21 protein-coding genes are annotated in these 25444 nt (G+C 53.7%); 3 read left to right on the top strand and 18 right to left on the bottom strand.

Annotation, left to right across the window (positions count from 1 at the left end):
- Positions 1-109 precede the first annotated feature (109 nt).
- The 3 genes from NOC_RS06670 to NOC_RS06660 form a co-directional block, all read right to left on the bottom strand.
- On the bottom strand, positions 110-577 hold the full coding sequence (locus NOC_RS06670) for a hypothetical protein (protein ID WP_002809053.1): 468 nt from the start codon (positions 575-577) through the stop codon (positions 110-112).
- 19 nt (positions 578-596) lie between these two features.
- Complete coding sequence (locus tag NOC_RS06665; RefSeq protein ID WP_002809024.1) at positions 597-1478, bottom strand: HEAT repeat domain-containing protein; 882 nt, start codon at positions 1476-1478, stop codon at positions 597-599.
- Positions 1479-1584: 106 nt separating this feature from the next.
- Positions 1585-2319 (bottom strand): hypothetical protein, encoded by a 735-nt coding sequence (locus NOC_RS06660; RefSeq protein ID WP_011330591.1) that lies wholly within the window; start codon positions 2317-2319, stop codon positions 1585-1587.
- Positions 2320-2993: 674 nt separating this feature from the next.
- On the opposite strand from NOC_RS06660, the gene NOC_RS06655 reads away from it, so the two are divergent.
- Complete coding sequence (locus tag NOC_RS06655; RefSeq protein WP_002810722.1) at positions 2994-3671, top strand: FKBP-type peptidyl-prolyl cis-trans isomerase; 678 nt, start codon at positions 2994-2996, stop codon at positions 3669-3671.
- 216 nt (positions 3672-3887) lie between these two features.
- Here NOC_RS06655 and NOC_RS17670 read toward each other — a convergent pair whose 3' ends face one another.
- From NOC_RS17670 to NOC_RS06590, 13 genes are all read right to left on the bottom strand, one after another.
- Positions 3888-4103, bottom strand: coding sequence for a hypothetical protein (locus tag NOC_RS17670; RefSeq protein WP_002810000.1), 216 nt, complete (start codon positions 4101-4103; stop codon positions 3888-3890).
- Positions 4104-4396: 293 nt separating this feature from the next.
- A complete protein-coding gene (locus NOC_RS06645; protein ID WP_011330590.1) occupies positions 4397-5251 on the bottom strand; it encodes a thermonuclease family protein in 855 nt (284 codons plus the stop codon).
- A 34-nt stretch (positions 5252-5285) separates the two neighbouring features.
- Entirely contained in the window at positions 5286-6143 is an 858-nt protein-coding gene (gene ubiA, locus NOC_RS06640; protein ID WP_002809948.1) for a 4-hydroxybenzoate octaprenyltransferase, read from the bottom strand.
- A 37-nt stretch (positions 6144-6180) separates the two neighbouring features.
- A complete protein-coding gene (gene recG, locus NOC_RS06635) occupies positions 6181-8319 on the bottom strand; it encodes an ATP-dependent DNA helicase RecG (RefSeq protein WP_011330589.1) in 2139 nt (712 codons plus the stop codon).
- The gene (locus NOC_RS06630; protein ID WP_002811596.1) at positions 8294-8680 is read right to left on the bottom strand and encodes a RidA family protein; all 387 of its coding nucleotides are present in this window, start codon (positions 8678-8680) and stop codon (positions 8294-8296) included. Before NOC_RS06630 ends, recG begins: the two co-directional genes overlap by 26 nt.
- Positions 8681-8707: 27 nt before the next feature.
- On the bottom strand, positions 8708-10837 hold the full coding sequence (locus NOC_RS06625; protein WP_002810097.1) for a RelA/SpoT family protein: 2130 nt from the start codon (positions 10835-10837) through the stop codon (positions 8708-8710).
- Positions 10838-10902: 65 nt separating this feature from the next.
- Positions 10903-11163, bottom strand: coding sequence for a DNA-directed RNA polymerase subunit omega (gene rpoZ, locus NOC_RS06620; protein WP_002808884.1), 261 nt, complete (start codon positions 11161-11163; stop codon positions 10903-10905).
- A 117-nt stretch (positions 11164-11280) separates the two neighbouring features.
- Positions 11281-11892: a guanylate kinase gene (gene gmk / locus NOC_RS06615; RefSeq protein WP_002809509.1), complete on the bottom strand. Its 612-nt coding sequence runs from the start codon at positions 11890-11892 to the stop codon at positions 11281-11283.
- Between the two features lie 197 nt (positions 11893-12089).
- On the bottom strand, positions 12090-12569 hold the full coding sequence (locus NOC_RS06610; RefSeq protein ID WP_172633685.1) for a nucleoside deaminase: 480 nt from the start codon (positions 12567-12569) through the stop codon (positions 12090-12092).
- 126 nt (positions 12570-12695) lie between these two features.
- Positions 12696-14117, bottom strand: a complete 1422-nt coding sequence (locus tag NOC_RS06605) for a PhoH family protein (RefSeq protein ID WP_002809127.1) — start codon at positions 14115-14117, stop codon at positions 12696-12698.
- Between the two features lie 3 nt (positions 14118-14120).
- The gene (locus tag NOC_RS06600; protein ID WP_002808564.1) at positions 14121-15578 is read right to left on the bottom strand and encodes a hypothetical protein; all 1458 of its coding nucleotides are present in this window, start codon (positions 15576-15578) and stop codon (positions 14121-14123) included.
- Positions 15579-15588: 10 nt separating this feature from the next.
- Positions 15589-16509, bottom strand: a complete 921-nt coding sequence (locus NOC_RS06595; RefSeq protein ID WP_002810913.1) for a DUF6384 family protein — start codon at positions 16507-16509, stop codon at positions 15589-15591.
- Positions 16506-17684: a hypothetical protein gene (locus NOC_RS06590; RefSeq protein ID WP_002809965.1), complete on the bottom strand. Its 1179-nt coding sequence runs from the start codon at positions 17682-17684 to the stop codon at positions 16506-16508. The genes NOC_RS06595 and NOC_RS06590 overlap by 4 nt, the downstream gene beginning before the upstream one ends.
- Positions 17685-18050: 366 nt before the next feature.
- Here NOC_RS06590 and metH point away from each other — a divergent pair, with 366 nt between their 5' ends.
- A complete protein-coding gene (gene metH, locus NOC_RS06585) occupies positions 18051-21749 on the top strand; it encodes a methionine synthase (RefSeq protein ID WP_002809905.1) in 3699 nt (1232 codons plus the stop codon).
- On the opposite strand, the gene NOC_RS18355 is transcribed toward metH, so the two are convergent.
- Positions 21746-21868, bottom strand: a complete 123-nt coding sequence (locus tag NOC_RS18355; RefSeq protein ID WP_256998737.1) for a hypothetical protein — start codon at positions 21866-21868, stop codon at positions 21746-21748. The two genes, metH and NOC_RS18355, sit on opposite strands and share 4 nt — an antisense overlap.
- A gap of 311 nt (positions 21869-22179) precedes the next feature.
- Positions 22180-22371, bottom strand: a complete 192-nt coding sequence (locus tag NOC_RS06575; protein ID WP_036497275.1) for a hypothetical protein — start codon at positions 22369-22371, stop codon at positions 22180-22182.
- A gap of 313 nt (positions 22372-22684) precedes the next feature.
- Between NOC_RS06575 and NOC_RS06570 the strand changes: the two genes are divergently transcribed.
- Positions 22685-25444: a DEAD/DEAH box helicase family protein gene (locus tag NOC_RS06570; protein ID WP_002808835.1), complete on the top strand. Its 2760-nt coding sequence runs from the start codon at positions 22685-22687 to the stop codon at positions 25442-25444.

Here is a 25444-nt window from a genome sequence, read left to right as displayed (position 1 = left end):
GGGCGTTATCCTACCAGAATTAAATACCCATGATGCCCCCCAGGACTTTCCTCGGAAGAAACCCTGGGAGACTTTTAGGGAGACTATCGAAAAAATAAAACGGGCGCGATTACTGATCTTGCAAAAGGAGAATGGACGTGCCCGTATGAAGACCAACGCTGCTTTTGCAATGATACGACAGAAGATAATTTTTGGGACCATTTTTGAGTTTATGTACCATAACCTTATAAACTCCATCGCCTCCTCCAACAAAAGCCGGGGGGCCAGGATTTTTATCGTGGTTAAAAAACTCATCCGCCCTAACGGGATCAGAGGCCGTACTGGCAACCGGTTCTCTTAGTATTACCGCGCTCATTTTACCACCACCCTGCTCCACGGTGGCATCATATATTTGGACCTCAAGAAAATCAGATACCCCGCCCGCATCCGTAGAGCAGATAATCTGATAATAATCGGTAGCATTGCCTTCAACACCCAAGGTGCCGATTTGATCATGGGCCGTCGCTTTAACGCTGAGTCCCAACCCAGCGATCATCAATACCATAATCCATTGATTTTTTAAGGCTGCAATTTTCATAGACTTTCCTCTCCTCGTGCTATTCTATTTTCCCGAGCTTCATGCGAGCTAAATCGCGCACGACCCTGTCCTCATCATGAAGCGCCATCTCAAGTAAAGCCCTATCTTCTCCAGCATTGCTCACCGCCATCAATCGCACCTCCACCTCGCTGTCATGCAAGGCTTCTCGTAGCACCGATTCCCTCTCTGGATCATCCCGCCGGGTTAGCCCGAAAATGGCCTGCGCCCTAACAGCTGGACTCGGGTCTTGCAATGCCTCCGTTAAAACTTTTCTGACACCGCCATCGTCCTCGTCCTCTGCTACCAAGGCAAGGCGGGACAAGGCTTCTTTCCGCCACTTTGGATCAGATGACTGGGAAAGGTCCATAAGCCTTTCCATCTCCTCCGGCTCCAAATGGAAAAACGCCTGTTGTTCCTCTCCCACTAGGGGCTGTTGTCCATGTTGTCCATCCGGAAAATTTTCCGTGGCTTCGCAGACAGCTTGATCAGGGTTATGCCTCAACGAGCGCGGTTCGCCTGAAGCCGAATTGAGCACCCATACTTCCCTAAGCAAAGGCTTTGAATTCTTGTCAGAAGGTTTATCTTCGTACCGATAAACAAGATTAGCTTCTTTGCCCAGGATGCATTTTAACACTTCTAGGGCGGTGCCCGCGCAAGTGGCTGTTACCCTTCTTTGAGAGAGAGAAGAAATATGGAGCTGAACGCCAGATTGATCTTCAATGATCTTAAAAATTTGCGCCAGCGGCGCTTGCTTTACCTCCAGATGGAGAGCGCCATTATTCGCGGGATTCTCTTCAATTTTTTTGCGGTCAGAGCCAGAAAAAGACTCTTCCCCATAGGCCCATGCATGGCCAGAAAGGAGCGCTGCTAAAAGAAGAAATCCACGGAAAATCACCGCCATCCTCATGGTGTTTCCAGATTGTCCGACAAGCTCATCTGAAGTTGCTCACGAGGCGCTTAACAGCGCCTCGTGCTAGCTTGCATTTTATCACAAACCGTTTCCTCGCCTAGACGCCAGGAATAAAGTCGGGCACCGGTAAATATTGGTCAATACTCTCATCCGAAGGTTCCACGGCTACCTCATAACCTTCGCCACAGTCTGCTGGCAAGGGGTTGCTAGCGAGGTCCCTATTAAAGGTCAGAACAGGCCAAAAGCCGATAGAAACCACTCGCTCGTCATTAAACACCGGAGTCAGCCGCCCTATCCACACGTCAGCCCGACGAGCACCGGGCCGGTGATGGCACCAGTTAGCTATCCCAATACGCGCTCTTACCTTGGTGGCGCAGGACTCTTCCACAAAGGTGACCCCCGAAACACGGAAAGGCAGCACGGCATCGAGCTCAGGGGGCAATCCACCCTCGGTATAATGAACACCCCTCACCACACCCGTTTCATCCGATATAGATTCATTTATATCAAAAACATCGCGGTTTTGAATGATGGCCGGGTTAATCAAGGTAGCCGCGTGGGCGCCGCCAACGAGTACATCTCCTAAATCAATGGCTTCCTCGGTATCCAGACGGGTGACAATAGCATTAGGCCCATTGGGAAAAACTACCGACTGGGCAATGACCGGAAGAGAAGGTTTGTCCTCAAAGCCACAGCCATGGGTAATATTAAAACCCGTATACAGGCTGGTTCCTTCGGTCGCCTGATCCGTAATGACGGTATGGGCTAGCACTAGGGAACTCGCGCCCCATAAAGCAAACAGCAGGGAAAAAAGAGGCGTTTTTTGGGTCACAAATAATCTCCTTATGTCATATTCGACGCTATAAATAATATCTATATTTTCTAAAAAATTAGACACTTATAGGCATCTCTTCGTTCATGGGAATGACGATAGCTTAATTTACCTTTCCTATAAAGAAATAAGAGGAAATAAAATTTAAATAGCGCATAACTGGTGCTATCCTTGGTCACGCTTAATTAAAGTAAGGCAAAAACTATTCCACAAAAATTTTTAATTTAAATACAATCGCTTATAAAAATGACTCACAGGAGATAAGGATAATTACGGTAAATGCCATAACTCTTATCCTAAAATACGGCATTTGCCGTATTTTTATAAATAAAAAATTGATTTTTCTAGCTATTGTTTATAAGAATGAAAACTGCCTTCGCCGGCTTCTCTCACCATCCCGCTAGAGATGATATGAAGTAGTTGCGCAGCGGCTCCAGAATGAGGCATAGATGGCAAAAGGACGGATCGTAGCCACCACTTCTGGCGTTGGGGTGGAAAGGGAGCATCACCAAAGTCTATTATCATGAGATAGTAACGTCGCCATCTTGAACTATAATTTAGCCTTATGGGATCATGATAAGTTTTTTGCCTTCAGGCGAAGGCTATCCTGGTCCTTTAAAATGTAGTTATAGGGCCATCTTACCAATCCCCATTAAAATTTAAGGAAAACACATATGCCTAAAGGAGCCATGTTTCTAATTGCTAGCTTCACCCTAGCCCTCCTTGGAGGAACCACCACTGCGGAGGAGCTCGAAACAGATGCCCAGAAACTGAGTTACCTTATCGGGTATCAATTTGGCCAAAATATGCAGCAGCAACGAATAGAACTGGATAAGCAGGCATTTATGCTTGCCCTTGAAGATGCGTTGCAACAAGCCCCCTCGCGCCTTTCCCCGGAACAAGCCAAGGCGGCAATGAACGCCATACAACAACAAGAGCAGCAAAAGAGAGCCGAAAGTGGAGAGAAAAATAAAGCTACAGGAAAAGATTTTCTAAAAACCAACAAAGAAAAGGAAGGAGTGGTCGAGCTTCCCAACGGGCTGCAATATCGCATTCTTGAGCAAGGCGAAGGCGAAAAACCCGCTGCCGAGGATACCGTCGTAGTCAACTACCGGGGCACCCTGGTGGATGGCACGGTATTCGACAGTTCCTATGAACGAGGGGAACCGGTTACCTTTAAGGTCAATGGCGTTATTGAAGGTTGGCAACAGGCGCTGCAGTTAATGCCCGTGGGTTCTAAGTGGAAAGTCTTCATCCCTTCCGACCTTGCCTATGGCGAGCGGGGCGCTGGCCGTCTCATCGGTCCCAATGAAACGCTCATTTTTGATATTGAACTGCTCGAAATTAAATAATGTTCCAGCAAGAGGCCAGAGGCAGGAGATGCCCATGGCCTCTTTTTATGACTTTTTGATTTTAGCATTTCTGTAATTAAAGCTACCTGCGCGCCAATCAAATTGAGTATTCCCGTAAAAAAATAAACGGCACTTCCTTGTGCCGCAGTCATAAATTAAAATTGTTATCCCTAACAAATTAAGGGAGAGGAGGGTCAATCAAAGAGTAAAATTTTGCTATATAGCCTGTAATTTAATAGAGTTGGTAATGGGTTTCGTTTCTTTGCACTCTGGTTTTTGCTCTCTCTTATAGGTCATGGCTTTTTCAGATGCATAGCGCAGATACACCCGTTCTGCTTCTCGCCGTGTATCAAAAAATCCCACCTCACCTTCCCCCGTGACAAAATACCATCCCCTTTGTGCCGCACAGCGAAAACGAGTTTGTTTCCTCATTACTAATGTGCCTCCTTTAGCCTATTTCCCACCATTGGCTGCTATAAAGCCTTTCACAATCCATGCCAGATTAATTTTTATAGAAATAACAAAGGGTTGTAAAAAACCTGTCCTGGTAGGTAATTTAAAATGCGGGATTTCACATCATTTAATACGGCAAAAGACTAAAAATTTATTCAAGTGAGAATACGAATGAAATTTTGCTGCGAGCGCGAGGATGGATTAAGTGTGTGGTTTAAGGTAGGCAAAATCACGGCAGAATAGGTTTGCAGGCTGAGCGAAATATCCACGGTTTAAAAAAGCAGCTTGAGTCCGCTTGGATGACGCACCAGGATAGAATAATTTTCTTTGCGGCGGGAAACCCATCCTCGAACCTCCAGTTGTTTTTCCAGGTAGCGCTCAAGCTTCCCGAAAAGATCTAATTGCGCTTGGGGAATACGCACCTCCACCTGCTTACTAAAAACCAAGCGTGCATACTTGCGGCTTGAACGGATCGCCACCGGGGTTCCTTGATAACGCCGCCAACCTCGCTGGTATCCCTCCCGGGGGATCGCTAGAATCGGCTGGGGCACATAATCTGGCATGCTCCAAAGCCCCCGTCGGTCCGCTTCGGCGCGATCCTGGGCCCGTGCCAATTGAGTACCATACTTGAAATTAGGAGGAAAAATACTGACTACAGCCAAACCTTCCTCTACCAAGAGAAGGTTAAGGTGTTCCCCCCCTACAGTAAAGACGTGGGCTAACAAGCGTTGATAATGATCATGCCGCTCTTGGTCGAATTCAAGCCGTACCTTCTGACCCTCAATACGTTGACGCAACCAATCCCGGGCCGAGCTGCCCCCTGCTTGCTCCAGCCGGTAACGGCCCTCAATCTCTGGTGTATCGATCCCTAATAACCTGACCCGGATATCCCCCTTGAGCAGGAGGGTATCTCCATCATATACCCGCTGAACATAGTAATAGGGCGCCGCAAGTTTATTAAGCTTTAATTCCTGGGCGCCCGGCTGGGGGCGATCGCTATAGTGGGTGTGGCCTGCTGAGTCTATCCAGCGAAATACCCCTGCCTCGGAGGGGGCAAGCGCCAATAAAGCGAGTACTCCCAACAATAAAAGTTTACCGGCAGCCACCATCCTGGCCGGAGCATTCATGTTTTCTCCTGTGTAGAAAGGAGGTACGTACTGGCTACGCAGTCAGATAATGAAGCGCGATTCCTCCGAATATAACGGCTCCAAAAGCATTATTATTAAGAAATGCCCGGAAGTATTGCGCCGGTTCCCGACTCCGAAGCAAATATTGCTGATAGCCCGCAAACCCTGCGGCAATCGCTAAGCCAAGATAATAATAAAACCCTAATCCTTCCCGATATCCTATCCAGAACAGGAGCAACAGCAACGCCCCTTGCAGAAGAGCAGTCACCAGCCGATCACCCTCCCCAAACAGGATAGCAGTGGATTTAACGCCGATGAGTAGATCATCCTCTCGATCCACCATGCCATAGAAAGTGTCATATACCGTCGCCCACAATACCGTGGCAATAAAGAGTAGCCACGCCGCGATGGGCACCGTTCCTGTCTGGGCCGCAAAAGCCATGGGCACCGCCCAGCCAAAAGCAGCTCCCAGATAAGCCTGGGGCCAATGGGTGTAACGCTTCATGAAAGGATAGGTCGCGGCCAGTAAAGCGCCAGCAAAAGAGAGTCCTATAGTCAGCGGATTAAGCAGCAGAACTAGTCCAAAGGCTACCAGGCATAGTCCTGCGAATAGAAGCAAAGCCTCTTGGGAGCTTGCCTTACCTGTGGCCAAAGGGCGGTTAATCGTGCGCTTCACATGGGGATCAAAAGCGCGATCGGCAAAATCGTTGATAACGCATCCCGCAGAACGCATAAGCGCTACGCCGGCCACAAATACCAGCAATACTTTGGGATCGGGTTGGCCTGCGCCGGCAATCCACAAAGCCCACAAGGTGGGCCATAGCAATAAAAAGATACCCACAGGGCGATCCAACCGCATTAATTGAGCATATATTATAAGTCGTTGTTTCATAATAGAAAATGATCGAACACAATAAAATTAAGGATTTCTACACTTCCCCATACCGGCTTTCTTCCCCCAGCCAACGGCGGATTAAGGAAGCTACTTGCGCAGGATAGCGCTGCTGAAATCGGTCTGCTACCTGCCCCACACTTACCAATAGCTCCTGGTCCCGCATAAGATTAGCCACCCGATATTGGGGCAAACCCGTTTGGCGGGTTCCTAGTACCTCGCCAGGACCGCGAAGCTCAAGATCGCGGCGTGCAATCTCAAAGCCATCGTTAGTGGCCCGCAAGCAAGCTAACCGCGCCCGGCTCAGCTCGGATAACGGCCCATGATACAACAGTACACAATAGCTATCCGCCGCACCGCGGCCAACCCGCCCCCGCAGCTGGTGCAGTTGAGAAAGCCCCAGGCGCTCGGCATTCTCGATGATCATCAAACTGGCGTTCGGGACATCCACCCCCACCTCAATTACCGTAGTCGCTACCAAAAGATGAAAATCGCCTGATTTAAAGGCAGCCATGGCGCGCTCTTTCTCCTGCGTCTTCATCCTGCCATGAATAAGTCCAATGCATAATTCAGGCAGTGCCTCAGCAAGCTCCGCCGCCGATTCCTCCGCAGCCTGCGCCTGTAAACTATCGGATTCCTCAATCAGGGTACAAACCCAATAAGCTTGTCTCCCTTCCCTGCAGGCCCGGCGCACCCTGGCCACCACCTCGTCGCGGCGGCGATCTGAGGCTACCGCGGTAGCAACGGGAATACGTCCAGGGGGTAATTGGTCAATCACCGAAGTGTCCAGATCAGCATAGGCCGTCATGGCCAAGGTACGGGGGATAGGCGTGGCAGTCATAATCAATTGATGAGGGCAGCAATTACCATAGCGCCCCTTCTCCCGCAGCGCCAAACGCTGCTCAACGCCAAAACGGTGTTGTTCATCAACCACCACTAAGCCTAACTTATGAAAGTTGACACCCTCCTGGAATAGCGCGTGGGTACCCACCGCAACGGGTGTTTCTCCCCCTTCGAGCCGTTCCAAACTTTCCCGCCGGGCTTTTGTAGTCCTTTTCGCAGTCAGCCATTCCACCCTAATCTCAAAAGGACAAAACCAGCCTTGTAAGACGCGTAGATGCTGCTCCGCCAGTAATTCGGTGGGGGCCATCAGCACCGCTTGGTATCCAGCCTCAACCGCCTGCAAAATAGCCAGGGCGGCTACTACCGTTTTACCGGAACCCACATCGCCCTGAAGTAGGCGCTGCATGGGCGATTCCTGGGCCATATCCGCCAGGATTTCCTGGACGACCTGGCTCTGGGCCGCCGTCAACGGAAAGGGAAGTGTAGCCAAAAAGCGTTGTTGCAACTGCCCTTCGCTGGAGAGAAGGGGCGCCTGGAGGCGGGAGGCCCGTAAATGCAATTGCCGTAGACTCAAATGGTGCGCCAGCAATTCTTCAAAAGCCAGCCGCTGTTGTGCAGGGTGTTTCCCCTCGGCAAGCAAATTTAAGGGAGCATCGGGCGGCGGCTGATGGAGATAAATAAGCGCCTCGTTCAGCGTCGGCAAACCAACCCCTTCTAGAAGCCCTGACGGTAAATAATCAATGATTCCCTCCTCGCCCAGATCTTTAAACACTCCTTGGATAAGATCCCTCAAACTGGATTGGCGTAACCCTTCTGTAGCAGGATAGACAGGGGTCAGATAGGTCTCAGTGACGGTTGGCCTATCCTCCGGGAGGCAGCGATAGTCGGGATGAACCATCTCTAGACCCGCGGCGCCCTGGCGTAGTTCACCAAAGCAGCATACCCGCGCTCCCGGGGTTAATGAGTTTTGCTGCCAGGCCGAGAAATGGAAAAAACGCAGAAAGATCTGTCCTGTTCCATCACTTAAAGAACAGAGCAAGGACCGGCGGCGTCCTGGACGAAGTTCACACAACTGAATTTCCCCCTCGATCAATGCCTCCCTGCCTTTTTGTAAAGTGCCAATGGGGGCTACCCGGGTACGGTCCTGGTAACGCTGAGGGAGATGAAAGAGCAAATCCTGGACTTTACAAAGCCCTAGCCTAGCTAACCGATTAGCTAGGCTAGGGCCCACGCCCTTGAGCGCGGTGACTGGAGTATCTAAAGCTAGGGGGTTGGGGTTACCCCGACTCTCAAGAGAGCAGGGTTTTTCACTCGTCAAGATGGACAATGGCATCCATTTCCACCGCGGCACCCTTGGGAAGAGCAGCCACCCCGACAACCGCACGGGCAGGATAAGGAGGCTGGAAGTAGTCTTCCATAGTAGCGTTCACGAGAGGAAAGTGGACTAAATCGGTGAGGTAAATATTCAACTTCGCTATCTGGGCTAAGCTACCCCCCGCGGCTTCAGCGACTACTTTAAGATTCTCAAAAACTTGCCGGATTTGGGCTTCCATATCCCCTTCCACCAACTCCATCGTCTTAGGTATCAGGGGTATTTGGCCGGAAAGATAAACCACATTACCTGCCTTCACTGCCTGAGAATAGGTGCCAATAGCACGGGGGGCATTAGCTGTTTCGATCACTTCGCGGGACATGGGAGACTCCTTCAAAGGGATAATTATTCAATGCTTGCCGCGAACAATACGCAACACCATATCGAGAGTCCGGAGCCGCCGCATAATATGCGCTAGCTGGTAGCGGCTCCGGACTTCCAGGGTAAACAAAATGCTACAAATAGTACCATCCTGATCATCGAGGCTAACATTATCAATGTTGGTGTTGGTATCAGAGATGGTGGCGGCCACGGTGGCAAGCACACCACGGCGGTTTTCTACATCCACCCGGATTTCCACCGGAAACTCAGCCCGTACCTCCTCGGCCCATTCTACTTCGGTCCAGCACTCAGGCCGGCCCCGGAATTCAGCCAGATTTTTACACCGCTCCGTATGAATCACAATCCCCCGCCCCGCAGTGACGAAACCACGAATAGGATCACCTGGAATAGGGCGGCAACATTTAGCAAAAGTGAGCACCATTCCCTCGGTTCCCTTAATTCTTAAGGGCTGTCGAGCAGAATCACCAGCCTCCAGCTTTTTTTCTTCCTCTTTTGCTTCCCGATCCGGCACCAAACGCCGGGCAACAAGCAAGGCGGGGCGGTTGCCAAGCCCAACAGCTTCTAGGAGCTGATCGAGATTTTCTAGTCCGAATTCCTTAAGGAGAAACTGTAGACGCTCCGGGAAGATATCATCCAGCGTCAGGGAATAGCTCAAAAGCTGCCTATTCAGCAGCCGCAGGCCCAGCTCAATCGACTCTTCCCGTTTTAAGTTTTTAAGATAACCCCGAATATTGGCCCGTGCTTTACCGGTCACCACAAAGTTAAGCCAGTATGGACTGGGCCGGGCCGTGGGAGCCGTGATGATTTCTACATTTTGCCCGTTCTCCAGGGGAGTGGATAAAGGCACCAGCCGCCGGTCAATCTTAGCAGCAACGCAGCGATTACCCACATCCGTGTGTACCGCATAGGCAAAATCTACTGCTGTGGCGCCCCGGACCAAAATCATAATCTTACCGCGGGGAGTAAACACGTAGACTTCATCGGGAAATAGATCGACTTTGACATTCTCGAGAAATTCCAGGGAATCTCCCGCATCCTGCTGCATTTCCAGCAAACCTTTAAGCCACACCCGGGCCCGGTGCTGAGTCCGCTCGCCACCTGACTTATATAACCAATGGGCGGCAATTCCTGCCTCTGCTACCCGCTCCATATCATGGGTCCGGATCTGGGCTTCAATCGGCACACCATGGGGGCCAAACAAAACCGTATGCAAGGACTGGTAGCCATTGGCCTTGGGGATAGCAATATAATCCTTGAATCTACCAGGAACAGGTTTGTAAAGATTATGAATAACTCCTAACGCACGGTAACACTTATCCGCCGAGTCCACGGTAATGCGAAGGGCATAAATATCCATTATTTCGGAAAGGGAGTGGCGTTTATCTCGCATCTTCACATAAAGGCTATAAAGGCTTTTTTCCCGCCCTTCCACTAAGCCTGCCGGCCCCTCCTGGGCTAGCCGCTGGGTAGTCGTAGCCTGAATAGTCTTTACGATTTCCTTGCGATTCCCCCGGACCCGCCTAACCGCCGCCTCCAAAATCCGATAACGGAGCGGGTAGAGCATTTGAAAGCCTAAATCTTGCAACTCCCGGCGAATGCTGTCCATCCCCAAGCGGTTAGCAATAGGTGCATAGATTTCCAAGGTTTCGCGGGCAATACGGCGCTGTTTTTCCCGCGCTACATAACCTAATGTGCGCATGTTATGAAGGCGATCGGCCAATTTCAGCAGAATGACTCGGATATCCCGAGTCATGGCCAATAGCATCTTGCGCAAATTCTCCGCTTGCGCATGCTCGCGGGAGGTGGCATTAATCTGGGCAAGCTTGCTGACCCCATCCACTAACTCAGCAACCTCCTCACTAAAATATTGGGCCAGGTCAGCTTTCGTAGCGCCCGTATCTTCTAAAACATCGTGCAGCAGGGCAGCCATAACACACTGATGATCCATGTGCATTTCCGCCATAATCCCCGCCACTGCCAGAGGATGGGTAATGTAGGGTTCGCCAGAGCGGCGTTTCTGCTCTCCATGAGCGACAACGGCAAAATCATAAGCGCGCCGGATTTCGCTTTGCAGGCCCGGATCAAGATAGTCCGCTACGCTTGCGCAGAGACTATCGATACTCCCTGGCGCCGGCAAAATACTACCCTTGGAGAACCGCGGCTCCTTAAGGGGTGAATCGGCAAAAATTTGGGTTTGAGTACTCAGGATTCCTCCCGAACTTCTTCTTCGCTTACCTGTGACTCTTTAGCATGCTCCCGGGCGCTGGCCGTATCCATAACGCCTACATCAATGTGACCCTCTGCAATTTCGCGCAAGGCGACAACTGTAGGCTTATCCTTATCCCAAGGCACAGTGGGCGTGGCCCCCATAGCCAGTTGCCGCGCCCGCTTAGCCGCCGCCAAAACCAATAAAAAGCGATTATCAATATTATCAATGCAATCTTCAACCGTTAGTCGTGCCATGGTCGGCCGTTCTCCTCTGCTGCTCTAAACTATAAGACTAAGCAAAAAATATTTTGCTCCCAATCTTATTATAATGCTTAAAGACTCCCAAACAGGCACTTTTCCCGAGAAGATTATTCACTCTAATAACTCGCCTAACAGGGATTTTAACCTTTTCTCTTGCCGTAAACGCAGCAAACGCCGGCTTTGAACGATAGCCCTCAGATCCGTGTGTGCTACCTCAAAGTCATCATTGACCACCAGATAATCAAACTCATTATAGTGAGAAATCTCGGCGCACGCGTCCCCCATCCGGCGGGCGACCACGGCTTCCGTATCTTGTCCCCGGAGGCGTAGCCTGTGCTCTAGGGTCTCCCGGGAAGGGGGCAAAATAAAGATACTCACACAGTGAGGGAATTGTGCTTGCACCTGGCGTCTTCCCTGCCAATCAATCTCGAGAATAACATCCATGCCTTGCGCCAAAAGCGGGAGTACGCTTTCTTTGGCTGTGCCGTAGCGGTGGCCAAACACCTGGGCATGCTCTAAGAAGCCACCTCCCCCCTCCATGGTTTCAAAGATGGCCTCGGTAACAAAATGATAATCCATTCCATCTTGTTCTCCCGGCCGTGGAGGGCGGGTCGTGTGAGAAATTGAAAGGCGAATATCGGCCATCGAGGCTGCCAGTGCCTTGACCAAACTGGTTTTCCCAGCGCCAGAGGGAGCTGCAACGATAAATAGGCTGCCAGACATAATTCGCTACTTTTGAAAAACCTTATACCCAAGGAGCGCCTTCATAAAAACCACTAAGCGGCCAAACTGGCCAACCCGGAACATTGGAGATGAACGCTAAGCCCTCTATACATCCAACATACTTACTTTAACGGAAAGCCCCGGAATTCTCCATCTATCGTCTTCATGGGGAACATAACAATAAGGGATGGCGCCAATTATGATGAGCCATGAAAACGACGATGCAATTCATGCACCTGCTCGGCAAGACTTGGAACTGGACCTTCTACCGGCACATTGGGAACAACTTTACGGATTGGCAGAGTTCGTACGGGAGGTGCTGGAACTCCGAGTTCGGTGAGCCACGTTGCCAATTGCTCGGAGGAACTCACATACACGATGCGACCTAAGCCCACCCAGCCGTGTGCTGCGGCGCACATAGGACAATGCTCACCGGAGGTATAGACGGTTGCTGCTACTCTGGCCTCCGGGGTCATGTTTGTGGCAGCCCACCGTGCAATCTCAAACTCCGGATGGCGGGTTCGATCTCCCGAGGCTACCCGGTTGCGGTCTTCAAAAAGCACCTCCCCGTCCGCTGCCACAAGCACGGAGCCGAATGGCTCATCACCCGACTCCAGTGCCTTAGTTGCAAGTTCTACACAGCGTCGAAGGTGCTGCATATCTGAATCGTTCACCATAATAGTTTACTGGGATTCTGGTATCGGCGCTGGGGCGTATCTTCTCATCTAGCTACTTTTTACCCTATTGTCGAATTCTGATTCTGGTTTTCTCAACTACGGTTAAGGTGCTGTTATAAATCCGCGCTACAGCACACTGGAGGCAAAATCGGCGAGGCGGGAGCGCTCCCCCCGTAGCAGAGTAATATGACCACTGTGCTCCCAGGTTTTAAAGTAATCGACCACATAGGTCAAACCGGAAGTGGTTTCCGTTAGGTAGGGCGTATCGATCTGGGCGATGTTACCCAGACAAACGATTTTGGTGCCAGGCCCAGCGCGGGTGATCAAGGTTTTCATTTGCTTGGAAGTGAGATTTTGCGCCTCATCGAGAATAATAAATTTGTTAAGAAAGGTGCGCCCGCGCATAAAATTGAGAGAACGGATCTTGATCCGGTTTTGCAGCAAATCGTTGGTGGCGGCCCGGGCCCATTCCCCGCCCATATCCGGTTTGGCGAGCACTTCCAGGTTATCCATGAGCGCCCCCATCCAGGGGGTCATTTTTTCTTCTTCCGTACCAGGCAGAAAACCAATGTCCTCACCGAGAGGAACGGTTACCCGGGTCATGATAATTTCCCGATAGTGCTTGGTTTCCAAGGTTTGGGCAAGCCCGGCGGCGAGGGTGAGCAAGGTCTTGCCAGTCCCGGCCATTCCCAGGAGAGTCACAAAATCTATTTCCGGATCAAGAAGCAGATTAAGGGCGAAACTCTGCTCCCGGTTCCGGGCGGAAATGCCCCAGACCGTATGGCGGGAAGAACGATAATCCTGGGCCAGCTCAATGACAGCGGTGTCCTTTTCCCGGCTGCGGACCAGGGCTTCGAAACCGTGTTCCCCTCCCGGGTAAAGACATTGATTGGGGTGCCATTCCTCAACCAGGGGACCTTTAATCCGGTAAAAAGTACGTCCCCCCTCACTCCAAGAATCCATAGCCTGCCCGTGGGTTCCCCAAAAATCGTTAGGAAGCTCAAAACTGCCTGTGTAGAGCAGATCCGCATCGTCCAGAACCTTATCGTTATAATAATCCTCGGCGTGGATACCCAGCACCGTGGCTTTGATGCGGAGATTAATATCCTTGGAGACCAAGGTGACCGTATGGTCCGGGTGTACCTCCTGCAGGGCCATAGCAGTACCGAGAATACTGTTATCGGGCTTCTGGCCCGGCATGGCTTCCGGCAGGGGGATATTCAAGGCGTGGGTCTGGAAAAAAAGGCGTCCGCTGGCGCTTGCTGCTTTCCCGTTTCCAGAGCGGAGGGTGGCCGGCAAGGGGAGCCCCTGGCTAATGTCCTCGGGGGATTCAATTTGCTCCAGCAAATCATCTAAAAAACGGGTTGCCTGGCGTACATTGCGGGCGACTTCCGAGAGCCCTTTCTTGGCCGAATCCAGTTCTTCCAGCACAATCATGGGCAGATAAATATCATGCTCCTGAAAGCGGAAGATAGCCGCGGGATCGTGCATGAGCACATTGGTGTCGAGGACAAAGAGCCGTTTGTCAGCGGAAATTTTTTTACTCACTGTTCAAAACCCCCCGCCGGTACGGAAGCCTCCACCGCCGCGACTGCCAAAGCCACCGCCGGTGCGAAATCTTCCGCCTCCAGGGCTGCTAAAGCCGCCCCCCAGCTCATCCCCAATGCCGCCACTCCATACGCTGCCGTGGCCGAAGCCGCCGGAGCCGAAAGCCAGGTCGGAATGTTGGGGTCGGTAACGTTGCTGCTCCTGGAACAACTTCCACAACGCCCGCCGGTCGAGCATGCCATTGAGAAAGTTGCCAAGCATCAGGGTAATGAGGGCGCCGTCACGGAAAGATGAGCCCGCGCGGTCATAGCGGTGGCGCTTGAATTCGGCTTGCACCGATTCAAGCTCCGCCAGGCGTTTGCGGTGCTGCTCCAGCGTATCCTGGAGACTCTGGAGGGATGATTCCAGCTGGCGGCGCTCATTGTCACGCTGGAGCAGGCGATTGACGATAAGATCATCGTCCGGAAAGGGGGTTGCCAGGGCTTCACGGCGCAGTTCCGTAAGATCGTCCCGCTGAAACTCCGCAGCGAGATAGGCTACCGCCTTGCGCGTGTGTTCATCGTTACCCGCAGCAAAGGCCGTCTTCCGCGCCAGCAGCTCCTGATACTCCATCTGCCCAATCTCAAGACGCGCATCGATGTGATCAAGCTTACTTTGTTGCTGGGCCAGGGCTTGTTCCAGCGCCGGGATACCGTCCGCCTTCCGTGCCTTGGTATCGAGTATTTTGAGTGCTTGAACCTCCTCTTCCGCCACTACCTTGAGCCTTTCGGCATGTTCCCTCAGCCGCACGGGGATTTCGTTTAACCGTTCATAGTTGACCCGGGCGTCAGCAAAACCGATCAACTGTGCAACCTTGCCATCGAGCCAGCGGATAAAGGAATTGGCGCTATATTCCGGCAACCCGTATTGACGCTTCCACAGATACATGAACAGGGCATCATGACGGTAGGATTCACTCTTTTGCGTCTTTTCCTGTTCACTTTGAGTGGCCTTCTCATCGGCATGTTTGGCAGTGCGCGCCGCCTCTCGCGTTCGTTCCCGTTGAGCCTGGTAGTCTGGATCAGCGTCCAGCCGCCTCTGGGTATCTCCCTCGGCTTGGTCCACGGCCTCCGCGGCTTGGTCCACCTCATCGGCTTGGGCCGCGCGCTTTGCTTCCAGGGTCACGCGCGCGCCTTCAGCGGCCTGGATGCGTTCGTTGAGTTCCCGCGCCGCGGCCTCCCGGTTTTTCAGCAGAGCCAGAACATGCCGTTCCGTCCGCTCAAGATGCTCCACCAATTGCCCACCAGCCAGCAGATCTATTCGTATCTTTGCCAGTTCACGGTAGTCCCTTGCATCTTCCCGTTGGTATTCCACCTGGGTAGCATTAAGCATTTCGATGCTCTGCCCAGCCTGGTTCATTTTAGCGCGTTCTTCATTAAGGATATGGTCAATAGAGGCCAGTGCCTGACGCCCAGAAATCATGTCTGTTCCTTTACCACTGGGTAATAGCGCCACCCGTGGTGCGTATCTTGTAATCCGGTCTCAAGTAACCGCGCTTTTTGTGGCCAACGCGATCCTCCTCAATGATACCGTTGTTTTGCTTGTCGCGGGCAACCCGCTGGAAGGTCGCTTCGTCCACGCGCAAGCCCCACTGGGTAACGCGCTCGATCTTGCCGGTTTCCTCATTGGTAACGGGGACCGTGAGCACCTTGCCGCTGGGATCGATCGCCTCGACAATGAGGTAGTAATTGCGAGCACGGGTATTGATATCCGGCACGCGCCAAACGCCGCTCTGCTCCCTTGGCCGGTTAACGATGCGGAGCGTGTACTCCTGCTCCAAACGGGTGCGCAAGTCCTCCAGCAACCGCAGCGCCTGCCGGGCGGCATCCTTATTCTCATTGTCCAGCGCGGTTTGCCCGGCATTCAGCAGTTGCTCCGCACGCTCCCGGGCACGATCGGATCTGGCGATCTCGGTTACTTCTGCATGGACGGTCGCAATCTCCTCCGGCAGGGCTTTACTCGGAGCAACAAAAACAAAGTAATTGACGGTCCAAGCAATAATCAGAACGCCAATCCCCCCTAGCAGCCACTTGCCCCAGCGGTTGCGGCTAACGTAGAGACGCGCTAGCTTGACATGGAAGCTTTCCGCCGGCGGCTTATAAACGAAGCGATCCTCCCTGAGCGCGGCCACTCCCTCCGCCAAAATCCGATCCGAGACTTCAATGCCCTGGGCTTGATAAATTTTGCGCAGGCGCTCCTTAAGATCCTGCTCCCGGCCTTCCACCTCGATCTCCCGCTTTACCAAACGCTCGCGCCGGCGCAGGGTATCCACCACGTCCATGGCGAGCATGATCTCGTCGAGGGGCTGCTTGGCGGACGCTCCAGCGGTCGCGGAGGTCGCTTCCGTATTCATTGCGCGGCGACCGCCACGCCCTTGCCCGCTTCCGCCAGACGGGCAAGTTTACGCTTGCTCTCTTCCACCGCATTGCGGATCTCTCTTGCATTGGCGGTGCTCTGTCGGCGCATTTCCTCGATGATCTCGTGGGAGCGGCTCTGCCAGTTCACCACCGAGTCGACCAGCTTTTTGACCGCATCCGCACGCACCGTGGGTCCGTAGCCAGCTTTCACCGCTGCCTCCTGGACCTTGCCGCCGATATCGGCAAGAACCTCAAGGGACTGGCTCACCCCCTCCTTCATGGCCTCCACGGTCCGGGTACTCTCGTGCAGGCCAAACATGCCGGTGAAAGAGGCGGTCAGCGCGGTCAAGACTACTTCATTGGTGCTGAAGAAGCTCACCGCCTGGGCATAGACCCGTTCCTTGGCATTGGTAGTCTGTATCAGGCGCGCCATCACCACCTCGGAAGTGTTATAGCTGATCGTTAAATTATCCGACAGATCCTTGGCAATTTGATAGCGTTTTTCCTCATTTTGCAACAGGCGCACCTTCTCGTCACGCGCTAGCTCCAATTTAGCCCGTTCAGCCACTTCCTCTCCCTGGTAGGTCTCGATCATCTTCATTGCCCCTTTGACGTCGGCCTTAGCGGCATCGAGCTTACCCTCCGCCGTCTTCAGCACCTCAAGTGCTAGCACCTCGGACTGCTTAAGGGCTCCCCGGAAATCCTGATAAGCTTGTAAAATCTTTTGTTCCCGCTGGATCTGATCATGGGTGGAGGCGGTCACCTCAAGATAGGTCTCCTTGATTTTATCAAAACGAGTGGCGATGTCCCCGCGACTGACCTTCATCCAGATGTTGCCCAAGCGCTCGAAGGTATCGATCTTCCCATCCTCGGCTTGCTCAACCATGGATTTAGCGTCGTCGCGAATGCTGTTAAAAGCATGGGTAATTTCCTCGTAACGCTCGCCGATTTCCATGGCCTGCACCTGCTCCCGTACGACTTCATTAAAAAGGGAAGCCTGGTTTAGCGTGCGCGCGATAGCGGTGACCCGTGCTTGATCAAGGTCGGAGATCTGGTTGAGCAAGGCGATAATAGGCGCCTCCTGGCGCTCGCCCTCAGATAATAGCCCGAGGTCATGTAGCTGGTTCATGGCTTTGTCAAGGTACTGCATGGGCGTAGCGATGGTGTTCATGGAATTCTCCTGGCGCGGAAACTTTTCAATGAATTGGGGGAAAGGAACACTCTGTTATAATCAATCTGCCTGGCACAACCACATCTCACGGCGGTATCCACTGACTGAGGCAACAAAAGCAGTCTCGGAGGGGACGCGGGTACAAGCCGAATAACGCTTGGACTATAACAGGGGGCTATCGCTAACCTGACATTATCCAGCCATGGATCTCGCTGAAAAGGGGCGTGAACAACGGCGCTTCTCCTCCGAAACAGGCCGTTCAAAGTATAGCTAAATTTCAACTTAACCATAGTTGATTTATTTAGTCAGGAAAGGGACACTCGATTAAAATTTTTTTAGATTCCAGAATAGGTTCTCACTACTATCATGTCTGTAAAATCTCCGCGTATTACTGCCCTTAAGGAGCAACTGATCAAGCGCATTCTAATACTAGATGGGGCGCTTGGCACCATGATTCAGAGCTACGGTCTGACCGAAGCAGAATTCCGGGGAGATCGTTTTGCCGACTGGTCCTGCGATCTCAAGGGAAATAACGATCTGCTAGCACTCACTCAGCCACAAATTCTCCGGGAAATCCATGGTAATTACTTGGCGGCGGGTGCGGATATCATCGAGACCAATACCTTCAACGCTACCCGGATCGCCATGGCGGATTACCGGATGGAAGAGCTAGCGGTGGAAATTAACCAGACGGCGGCGCAACTAGCCCGGGAAATGGCGGATGACATGACGGCGAAGACGCCGGATCGCCCCCGTTTCGTGGCCGGTGTTTTAGGCCCCACCAACCGCACCGCTTCCATTTCCCCCGATGTCAATGATCCTGGGTTTCGCAATACTTCCTTTGATGAGCTAGTAGCTGCCTATACCGAATCAATCCGGGGACTCATCCAAGGGGGCACGGATATCCTGCTGGTGGAAACGATTTTCGATACCCTCAATGCCAAGGCCGCCGTTTATGCCATTGAGCAATATTTTGAGGACCATCAGATCCGCTTCCCGGTCATGATTTCGGGCACTATTACCGATGCTTCCGGGCGGACTCTGTCGGGCCAGACGACCGAGGCTTTCTGGAATTCCTTGCGCCACGCCGAACCCCTGGCTTTTGGCCTGAATTGCGCCCTGGGTCCCAAGCAGTTGCGGCAGTATGTGGAAGAGCTTGCCGGTCTAGCGGATACCCATGTGGCGGCCCATCCCAATGCCGGCTTACCCAATGAGTTCGGGGGTTATGACGAAACCCCGGAGGAAATGGCCCAGGAAATCGGCGAATGGGCGCAAGCGGGCTTTTTAAATATTGTGGGCGGCTGCTGCGGCACCACCCCCGAGCATATTCGCGCCATCCGGGAAGCGGTGGAGAAGCACCCCCCGAGAAAAATCCCCCAACGACCGGTAGCCTGCCGGCTTTCGGGCCTTGAGCCAAGCAACATCGACGCTGACTCCCTGTTTGTCAATGTGGGGGAACGTACCAATATCACCGGCTCGGCCAAGTTCCGCCGTCTCATTAAGGAAGAGGATTATGAAACGGCCCTGGAGGTAGCGCGGCAACAGGTGGAAAGCGGCGCCCAGATTATTGATATCAACATGGATGAGGGCTTGCTGGACTCCCAAAAAGCCATGGTCCGCTTCCTGAACTTGATTGCGGTCGAACCGGATATCTCCCGGGTGCCGGTGATGATCGATTCTTCCAAATGGGAAATAATTGAAGCCGGACTCAAATGTATTCAAGGAAAAGGAATCGTCAACTCCATTTCCTTGAAAGAAGGCGAGGAACCCTTTCTGCAACAGGCCAAGCAGGTCCGTCGTTATGGCGCGGCGGCGGTCATCATGGCTTTTGATGAGCAAGGACAGGCAGAGACCACCGAGCGCAAGGTTGGGATTTGCGCCCGGGCCTATCAGCTGCTGACCGAGAAAATAGGTTTCCCGGCGGAAGATATCATTTTTGATCCCAATATCTTCGCCGTGGCCACGGGCATTGAGGAACATAACAACTATGGGGTGACCTACATCGAGGCGGCCCGGGAAATCAAACGGACCTTGCCCCCGGCCTTGGTTTCCGGCGGCGTGTCCAATGTCTCCTTCTCCTTCCGGGGCAATGAAAAGGTACGGGAAGCCATTCATGCTGTGTTCCTCTACCATGCCATTCAGGCGGGCATGGATATGGGCATAGTCAATGCCGGGCAATTGGCGGTTTATGATGAAATCGACCAGGATCTGCGGGAACGGGTGGAAGATGTCATTCTCAACCGCCATCCCGAGGCCACGGAAAGACTGCTGGAAATCGCCGAAAAATACCGGGGCGCGGGCGGAGAAGCCGCCGAGCGCAAGGAGGATCTTGCCTGGCGGGAGTTGCCCGTCAACGAACGCCTCGCCCATGCCCTTGTCAAGGGAATTATTGATTTTGTGGAAGCCGACACCGAGGAGGCCCGCTTAGCCGCCAAGCGGCCCCTGGATGTAATTGAAGGTCCTCTCATGGACGGCATGAACGTGGTGGGGGATTTGTTCGGCTCGGGCAAGATGTTTTTACCCCAGGTGGTGAAGTCGGCCCGGGTCATGAAAAAAGCCGTCGCCTACCTGTTGCCCTTTATGGAAAATGAAAAGGAGTCCTATAAGAGCCACGGCAAGGTGGTGCTAGCCACGGTCAAGGGGGATGTCCACGATATCGGTAAAAACATTGTCGCCGTGGTATTGCAATGTAACAGCTTCGAGGTCATTGACCTGGGTGTCATGGTGCCGGCGGAGAAGATTCTGCAGACGGCCAAGGAGGAGTCCTGTGACTTTGTGGGCCTGTCCGGGTTGATCACCCCTTCCCTGGATGAAATGGTGCATGTGGCCAAGGAAATGGAGCGGCAGAATTTTGATTTACCGTTGCTGATTGGAGGAGCTACCACCTCTAAAATGCACACAGCGGTCAGAATTGAACCCCAATATAGCCAGCCGGTGGTCTATGTCCCGGACGCCTCCCGGGTGGTGGGCGTAGCCCAGCGCCTGCTTAATCCTAGCCTTAAAGCAGAATACGCCGCCGAGATCACGGAGGAATATGGCCAAATGCGGCGGCGACGGACGGAACAGCAAACGGAAAGAAGCCATACGCCCCTGCCCCAAGCCCGGGCCAATAAGCTTAAAACCGACTGGACGGCTTATGTGCCTCCGCGGCCAACTTTCCTGGGCCTTAAGTCCTTTGCGGATTATCCCCTGGAAGAGTTGACCGCCCGCATTGACTGGACGCCTTTCTTCCATGCCTGGGAATTGGCGGGCAAGTATCCCAGGATTTTGAAGGATGAAGTGGTGGGGGAAGAAGCGCGGAAACTGCTCAAGGACGCCCAGGCGCTGCTCAAGCAGGTGCTGGAAGAGAAATGGCTGGAGGCGCGGGCTGTTATCGGATTTTTCCCCGCCAATACGGTCAATGAAGATGACATCGAGCTGTATACCGATGAAAGCCGCCAGGAAGTCCTCACGACCTTGCACCATATTCGCCAGCAAATGGTGCGCCGCAGCGGTCAACCCAATTATTGCCTGGCCGATTATGTGGCTCCCAAGGAAACAGGAGTAGCCGATTATATCGGTGCCTTCGCGGTTACCGCGGGCCTGGGCATTGATGAGCGGCTGGAAGAATTTGCCCGGCAGTATGACGATTACAATAGCATCCTGCTCAAAGCCATCGCTGACCGCCTGGCCGAAGCTTTCGCCGAGTGTATGCATGAACGGGTCCGCAAGGAGTTCTGGCATTATGCCCCGGATGAGGCCCTTACCAACGAAGAACTGATTAGCGAAAATTACCGGGGAGTCCGGCCCGCGCCGGGTTATCCAGCGTGCCCCGATCATACGGAAAAAGCCACCCTGTGGCAGCTCATAGAACCCGACAAGAATGCTGGCATTATCCTGACCGAAAGCTACGCCATGGTTCCCACCGCCGCGGTTTCCGGCTGGTATTTTCCCCATCCGGAATCCCGTTATTTCGGCACCGGCAAGATTCAAAAGGACCAGGTGAAGGACTATGCCCGCCGCAAGGGAATCAGCGTGGAGCAGGTGGAGCGCTGGCTGAGATCTATTTTGGGGTATGAAATTTAACGACGGCAATGCTCCCTCCAGAGCAGGGTTCCACCAAGCCACCGCTCTTGGAGGGAGATAAAGAGCGCGCCATCGCCAACAAAGCGGGCGCAAGCGGTCACCAGGAGAACAACGGACATTAACCGTGGCCATCAAAAAAGCGGCCCCGGTTTTACAGGCTGGGGGAAGCGACCTTCCTTAACGCCAGCCCACCAAGTGGATTTACCGACGGGAATCAGGGCGGGATGGGCGGATCGGCTTTGGGATCGCTAATGATTTGCCACAGTCGCAGATAACCGGTTTCGGGGAGAATGTTCATTTTTCAACTCCTTAAAAGGTGTTTTTCTTCGGGCGGCCTCGGCCCCGTTTTAGCCCCAATGCCACACCCGGCGCTTTGCCCTCGACGATTCCTCCAAACACATGGGTGCAGTACTCACAGAGTAAACGGGACTTAAAGGGGTTCTTCGTCTTCGGTGAGGATAATAAAGGCATATTCGATCAGATTGCGAGCCGCATCGCGATCAAAACCATATTGTATAGCCCCTAAGTTACGCTGGCCAGCGGCAAGGGTTTCCGGTAGCCTCCACTCCCCCTTGGTTGAGGCATAATCCGGCGGTGAATTCAAGTTCAGATTGACTTGCAACAGCCGTTATCAAGTTAACCCGTTTTCATCCGAGAACGTTTCAAATAGCATACTACTGTCTGAGTAAAATTTTAACAAACAAATAGTTACCTCCTCTGGACGACAAATATTCACTGGCAAGGAGAAAACATGGGGGACGAGAGTGAACACCTGGCACCCCCTCCCCTTTGACAAGCGCAAAATGACGAGAATTAAGATGCAAAAAGATAAACGCCTGGTGGCGCCGCAAGCACCACGCTTTTCAAAGCACGCTCCCCGGCGCTTGGGGATAGGCTTTCTCGCGCCGCCAGCAAAACTCCCATAAACGCCGCTGATGACTTCTCCCAACCAGCACCCGGAGCAGGTAGCCCGCAACCGGATTGACCTTCAGCTCAAGGCAGCCGGCTGGGTGGTGCAGGATAGTCAGGCCCTTGACTTTAATGCCGGTCCGGGCCTTGCGGTGCGTGAGTATCGGACCGATGCCGGCCCGGCGGACTATGTGTTGTTCGTGAACCGGCAGGCGGTCGGGGTCATTGAGGCCAAGCCCGAGGCCTGGGGACAGCGGATCACCACCGTGGAGGAACAGTCCACGGGGTATGCCAACGCCACCCTGAAATGGGTCAACAACTCAGCGCCGCTGCCCTTTGTTTACGAAAGCACGGGCATCATCACCCGCTTTACCGATGGCCGCGATCCCAAGCCCCGCTCCCGGGAGGTCTTCAACTTTCACCGCCCGGAGAGCCTGGCCGAATGGCTGACTCAGTCTGCCTCCCTCCGCGCCCGGTTGCACGCCCTGCCGCCGCTAGCGCGCGTTGGCCTGCGGGATTGCCAGATCGGGGCCATTGAAAACCTGGAAGCCTCCTTCAAGGCGGACCGGCCCCGCGCCCTGGTGCAGATGGCCACCGGCTCCGGCAAGACCTATACCGCCATTACCGCCGGGTACCGGCTGCTCAAACACGCCGACGCCAAGCGCATTTTATTTCTGGTGGACACCAAAAATCTGGGGGAGCAGGCCGAGCAAGAATTCATGGCCTTTCTGCCCAACGACGATAACCGCAAGTTCACCGAGCTCTACAATGTCCAGCGCCTCAAGTCGTCTTTCGTGGCCCAGGACAGCCAGGTCTGCATCAGCACCATCCAGCGTATGTACGCCCTGCTCAAGGATGAGCCTTTGGATGAAGCCGCCGAGGAGAACCACCCCGCCGAGCGCCGGCTAAAACCCAAGCAATCGCTGCCGGTGGTCTACAATGGCAAACTCCCGCCGGAGTTTTTCGATTTCATCATCATTGATGAGTGCCATCGCTCCATCTACAACCTGTGGCGGCAGGTCATCGAGTATTTCGATGCCTTCCTGATTGGCCTGACCGCCACCCCGGATAATCGCACCTACGGCTTTTTCCGCAAGAACGTGGTCAGTGAGTACGGCCACGAGCAGGCCGTGGCCGACGGCGTCAATGTGGGCAATGAAGTCTATGTGATTGAGACTGAGCGGACCCGGCAGGGCGGCACCCTCAAGGCCCATCAGCAGGTGGAAAAACGCGAGCGCCTCACCCGCAAGCGGCGCTGGGAAACCCAGGACGAAGAGCAGGCTTATTCCGCCAAGCAACTGGACCGGGACATCGTCAACCCGGATCAAATCCGCACCGTGATTCGCGCCTTTAAGGGAAAGCTGCCTGAGATCTTCCCCGGTCGCAACGAGGTGCCCAAGACCCTTATTTTCGCCAAAACCGACAGCCATGCCGATGACATTATCCAGACGGTGCGGGAGGAGTTTGGCGAGGGTAATCCCTTCTGCAAGAAGGTGACCTATCAGGCCAAGGAAGACCCCAAATCGGTCCTGGCCCAGTTCCGCAACGATTATTACCCCCGGATTGCCGTCACCGTAGACATGATTGCCACCGGCACCGATGTAAAGCCCCTGGAATGCCTGCTGTTTATGCGAGATGTCAAAAGCCGCAACTACTTTGAGCAGATGAAAGGGCGCGGCACCCGTACCCTGGACGCCGATAGCCTGAGGAAGGTCACCCCCTCGGCCACCGCCGCCAAGACCCACTATGTCATTGTGGACGCCATCGGCGTCACCCAATCCCTGAAAACCGCCAGCCAGCCCCTTATCACCAAGCCCTCGGTGTCCCTTAAGGATTTGGCCATGGGCGTGATGATGGGCGCGCGGGACGAGGATACGGTCTCTTCCCTTGCTGGCCGCCTGGCCCGCCTCGATAAACAGCTCAACGACAAGGACAAGGCCCGCATCCGGGAAGCCGCTGGCGGCATGACTTTAACCGATATGGTCGGCGCCCTCGTCCAAGCCATCGACCCGGACCGGATTGAGGAGAAAACCCGGGAGTTCTCCGGCGCTGGCGAGCCGGGCCACAGTGAGCGGGAAAAGGCCCGGGACCAGTTGGTAGGCCAAGCAGCCCAGGTTTTCACCGGCCCCTTGATTGCGCTTATCGAGGGTATCCGTCGGGATAAGGAGCAAACCCTCGACCATGACAATCTGGATACCCTGCTCCGTGCCGGGTGGGCGGGGGATAGCACCGAGAACGCCAAGGCGCTGGCCCAGGAATTTGCGCGGTACCTAAGCGAGCACCGCGACGACATTGAGGCCCTCACTCTCTACTTCCAGACACCCGCCCGCCGCGCCGAGGTGACCTACGCCATGATTAAAGCACTCCTAGAGCGACTCAAGCAGGACCGCCCCAAGCTTGCCCCCCTGCGGGTCTGGCAGGCTTATGCGCATCTGGATGACTATCAGGGGGAGCACCCCATCAGCGAGTTGACCGCCCTGGTGGCGCTAATTCGCCGGGTCTGCGGGCTGGACCCGACCCTCTCCACCTACGCGGCCACCGTGCGCCGCAACTTCCAGCACTGGATCATGCAACATCACAGCGGCGCGGGGGAGAAATTCAACGAGGCGCAGATGGCCTGGCTGCGGATGATTCGCGATCACATCATCAGCTCTTTCCACATGGAGCATGACGATCTGGAGATGGCGCCCTTTGATGCCCAGGGCGGGATGGGACGGATGTATCAGTTGTTTGGGGATAGGATGGATGAGGTGATTGGGGAATTGAATCGGGAGTTGGTGGCTTAG

Origin of the sequence: Nitrosococcus oceani ATCC 19707, assembly GCF_000012805.1 — a bacterium.
Taxonomy (GTDB): Bacteria; Pseudomonadota; Gammaproteobacteria; order Nitrosococcales; family Nitrosococcaceae; genus Nitrosococcus; species Nitrosococcus oceani.
Note: the sequence above shows the minus strand (reverse complement) of the source record. Positions and strands in the feature narration are given on the sequence as shown.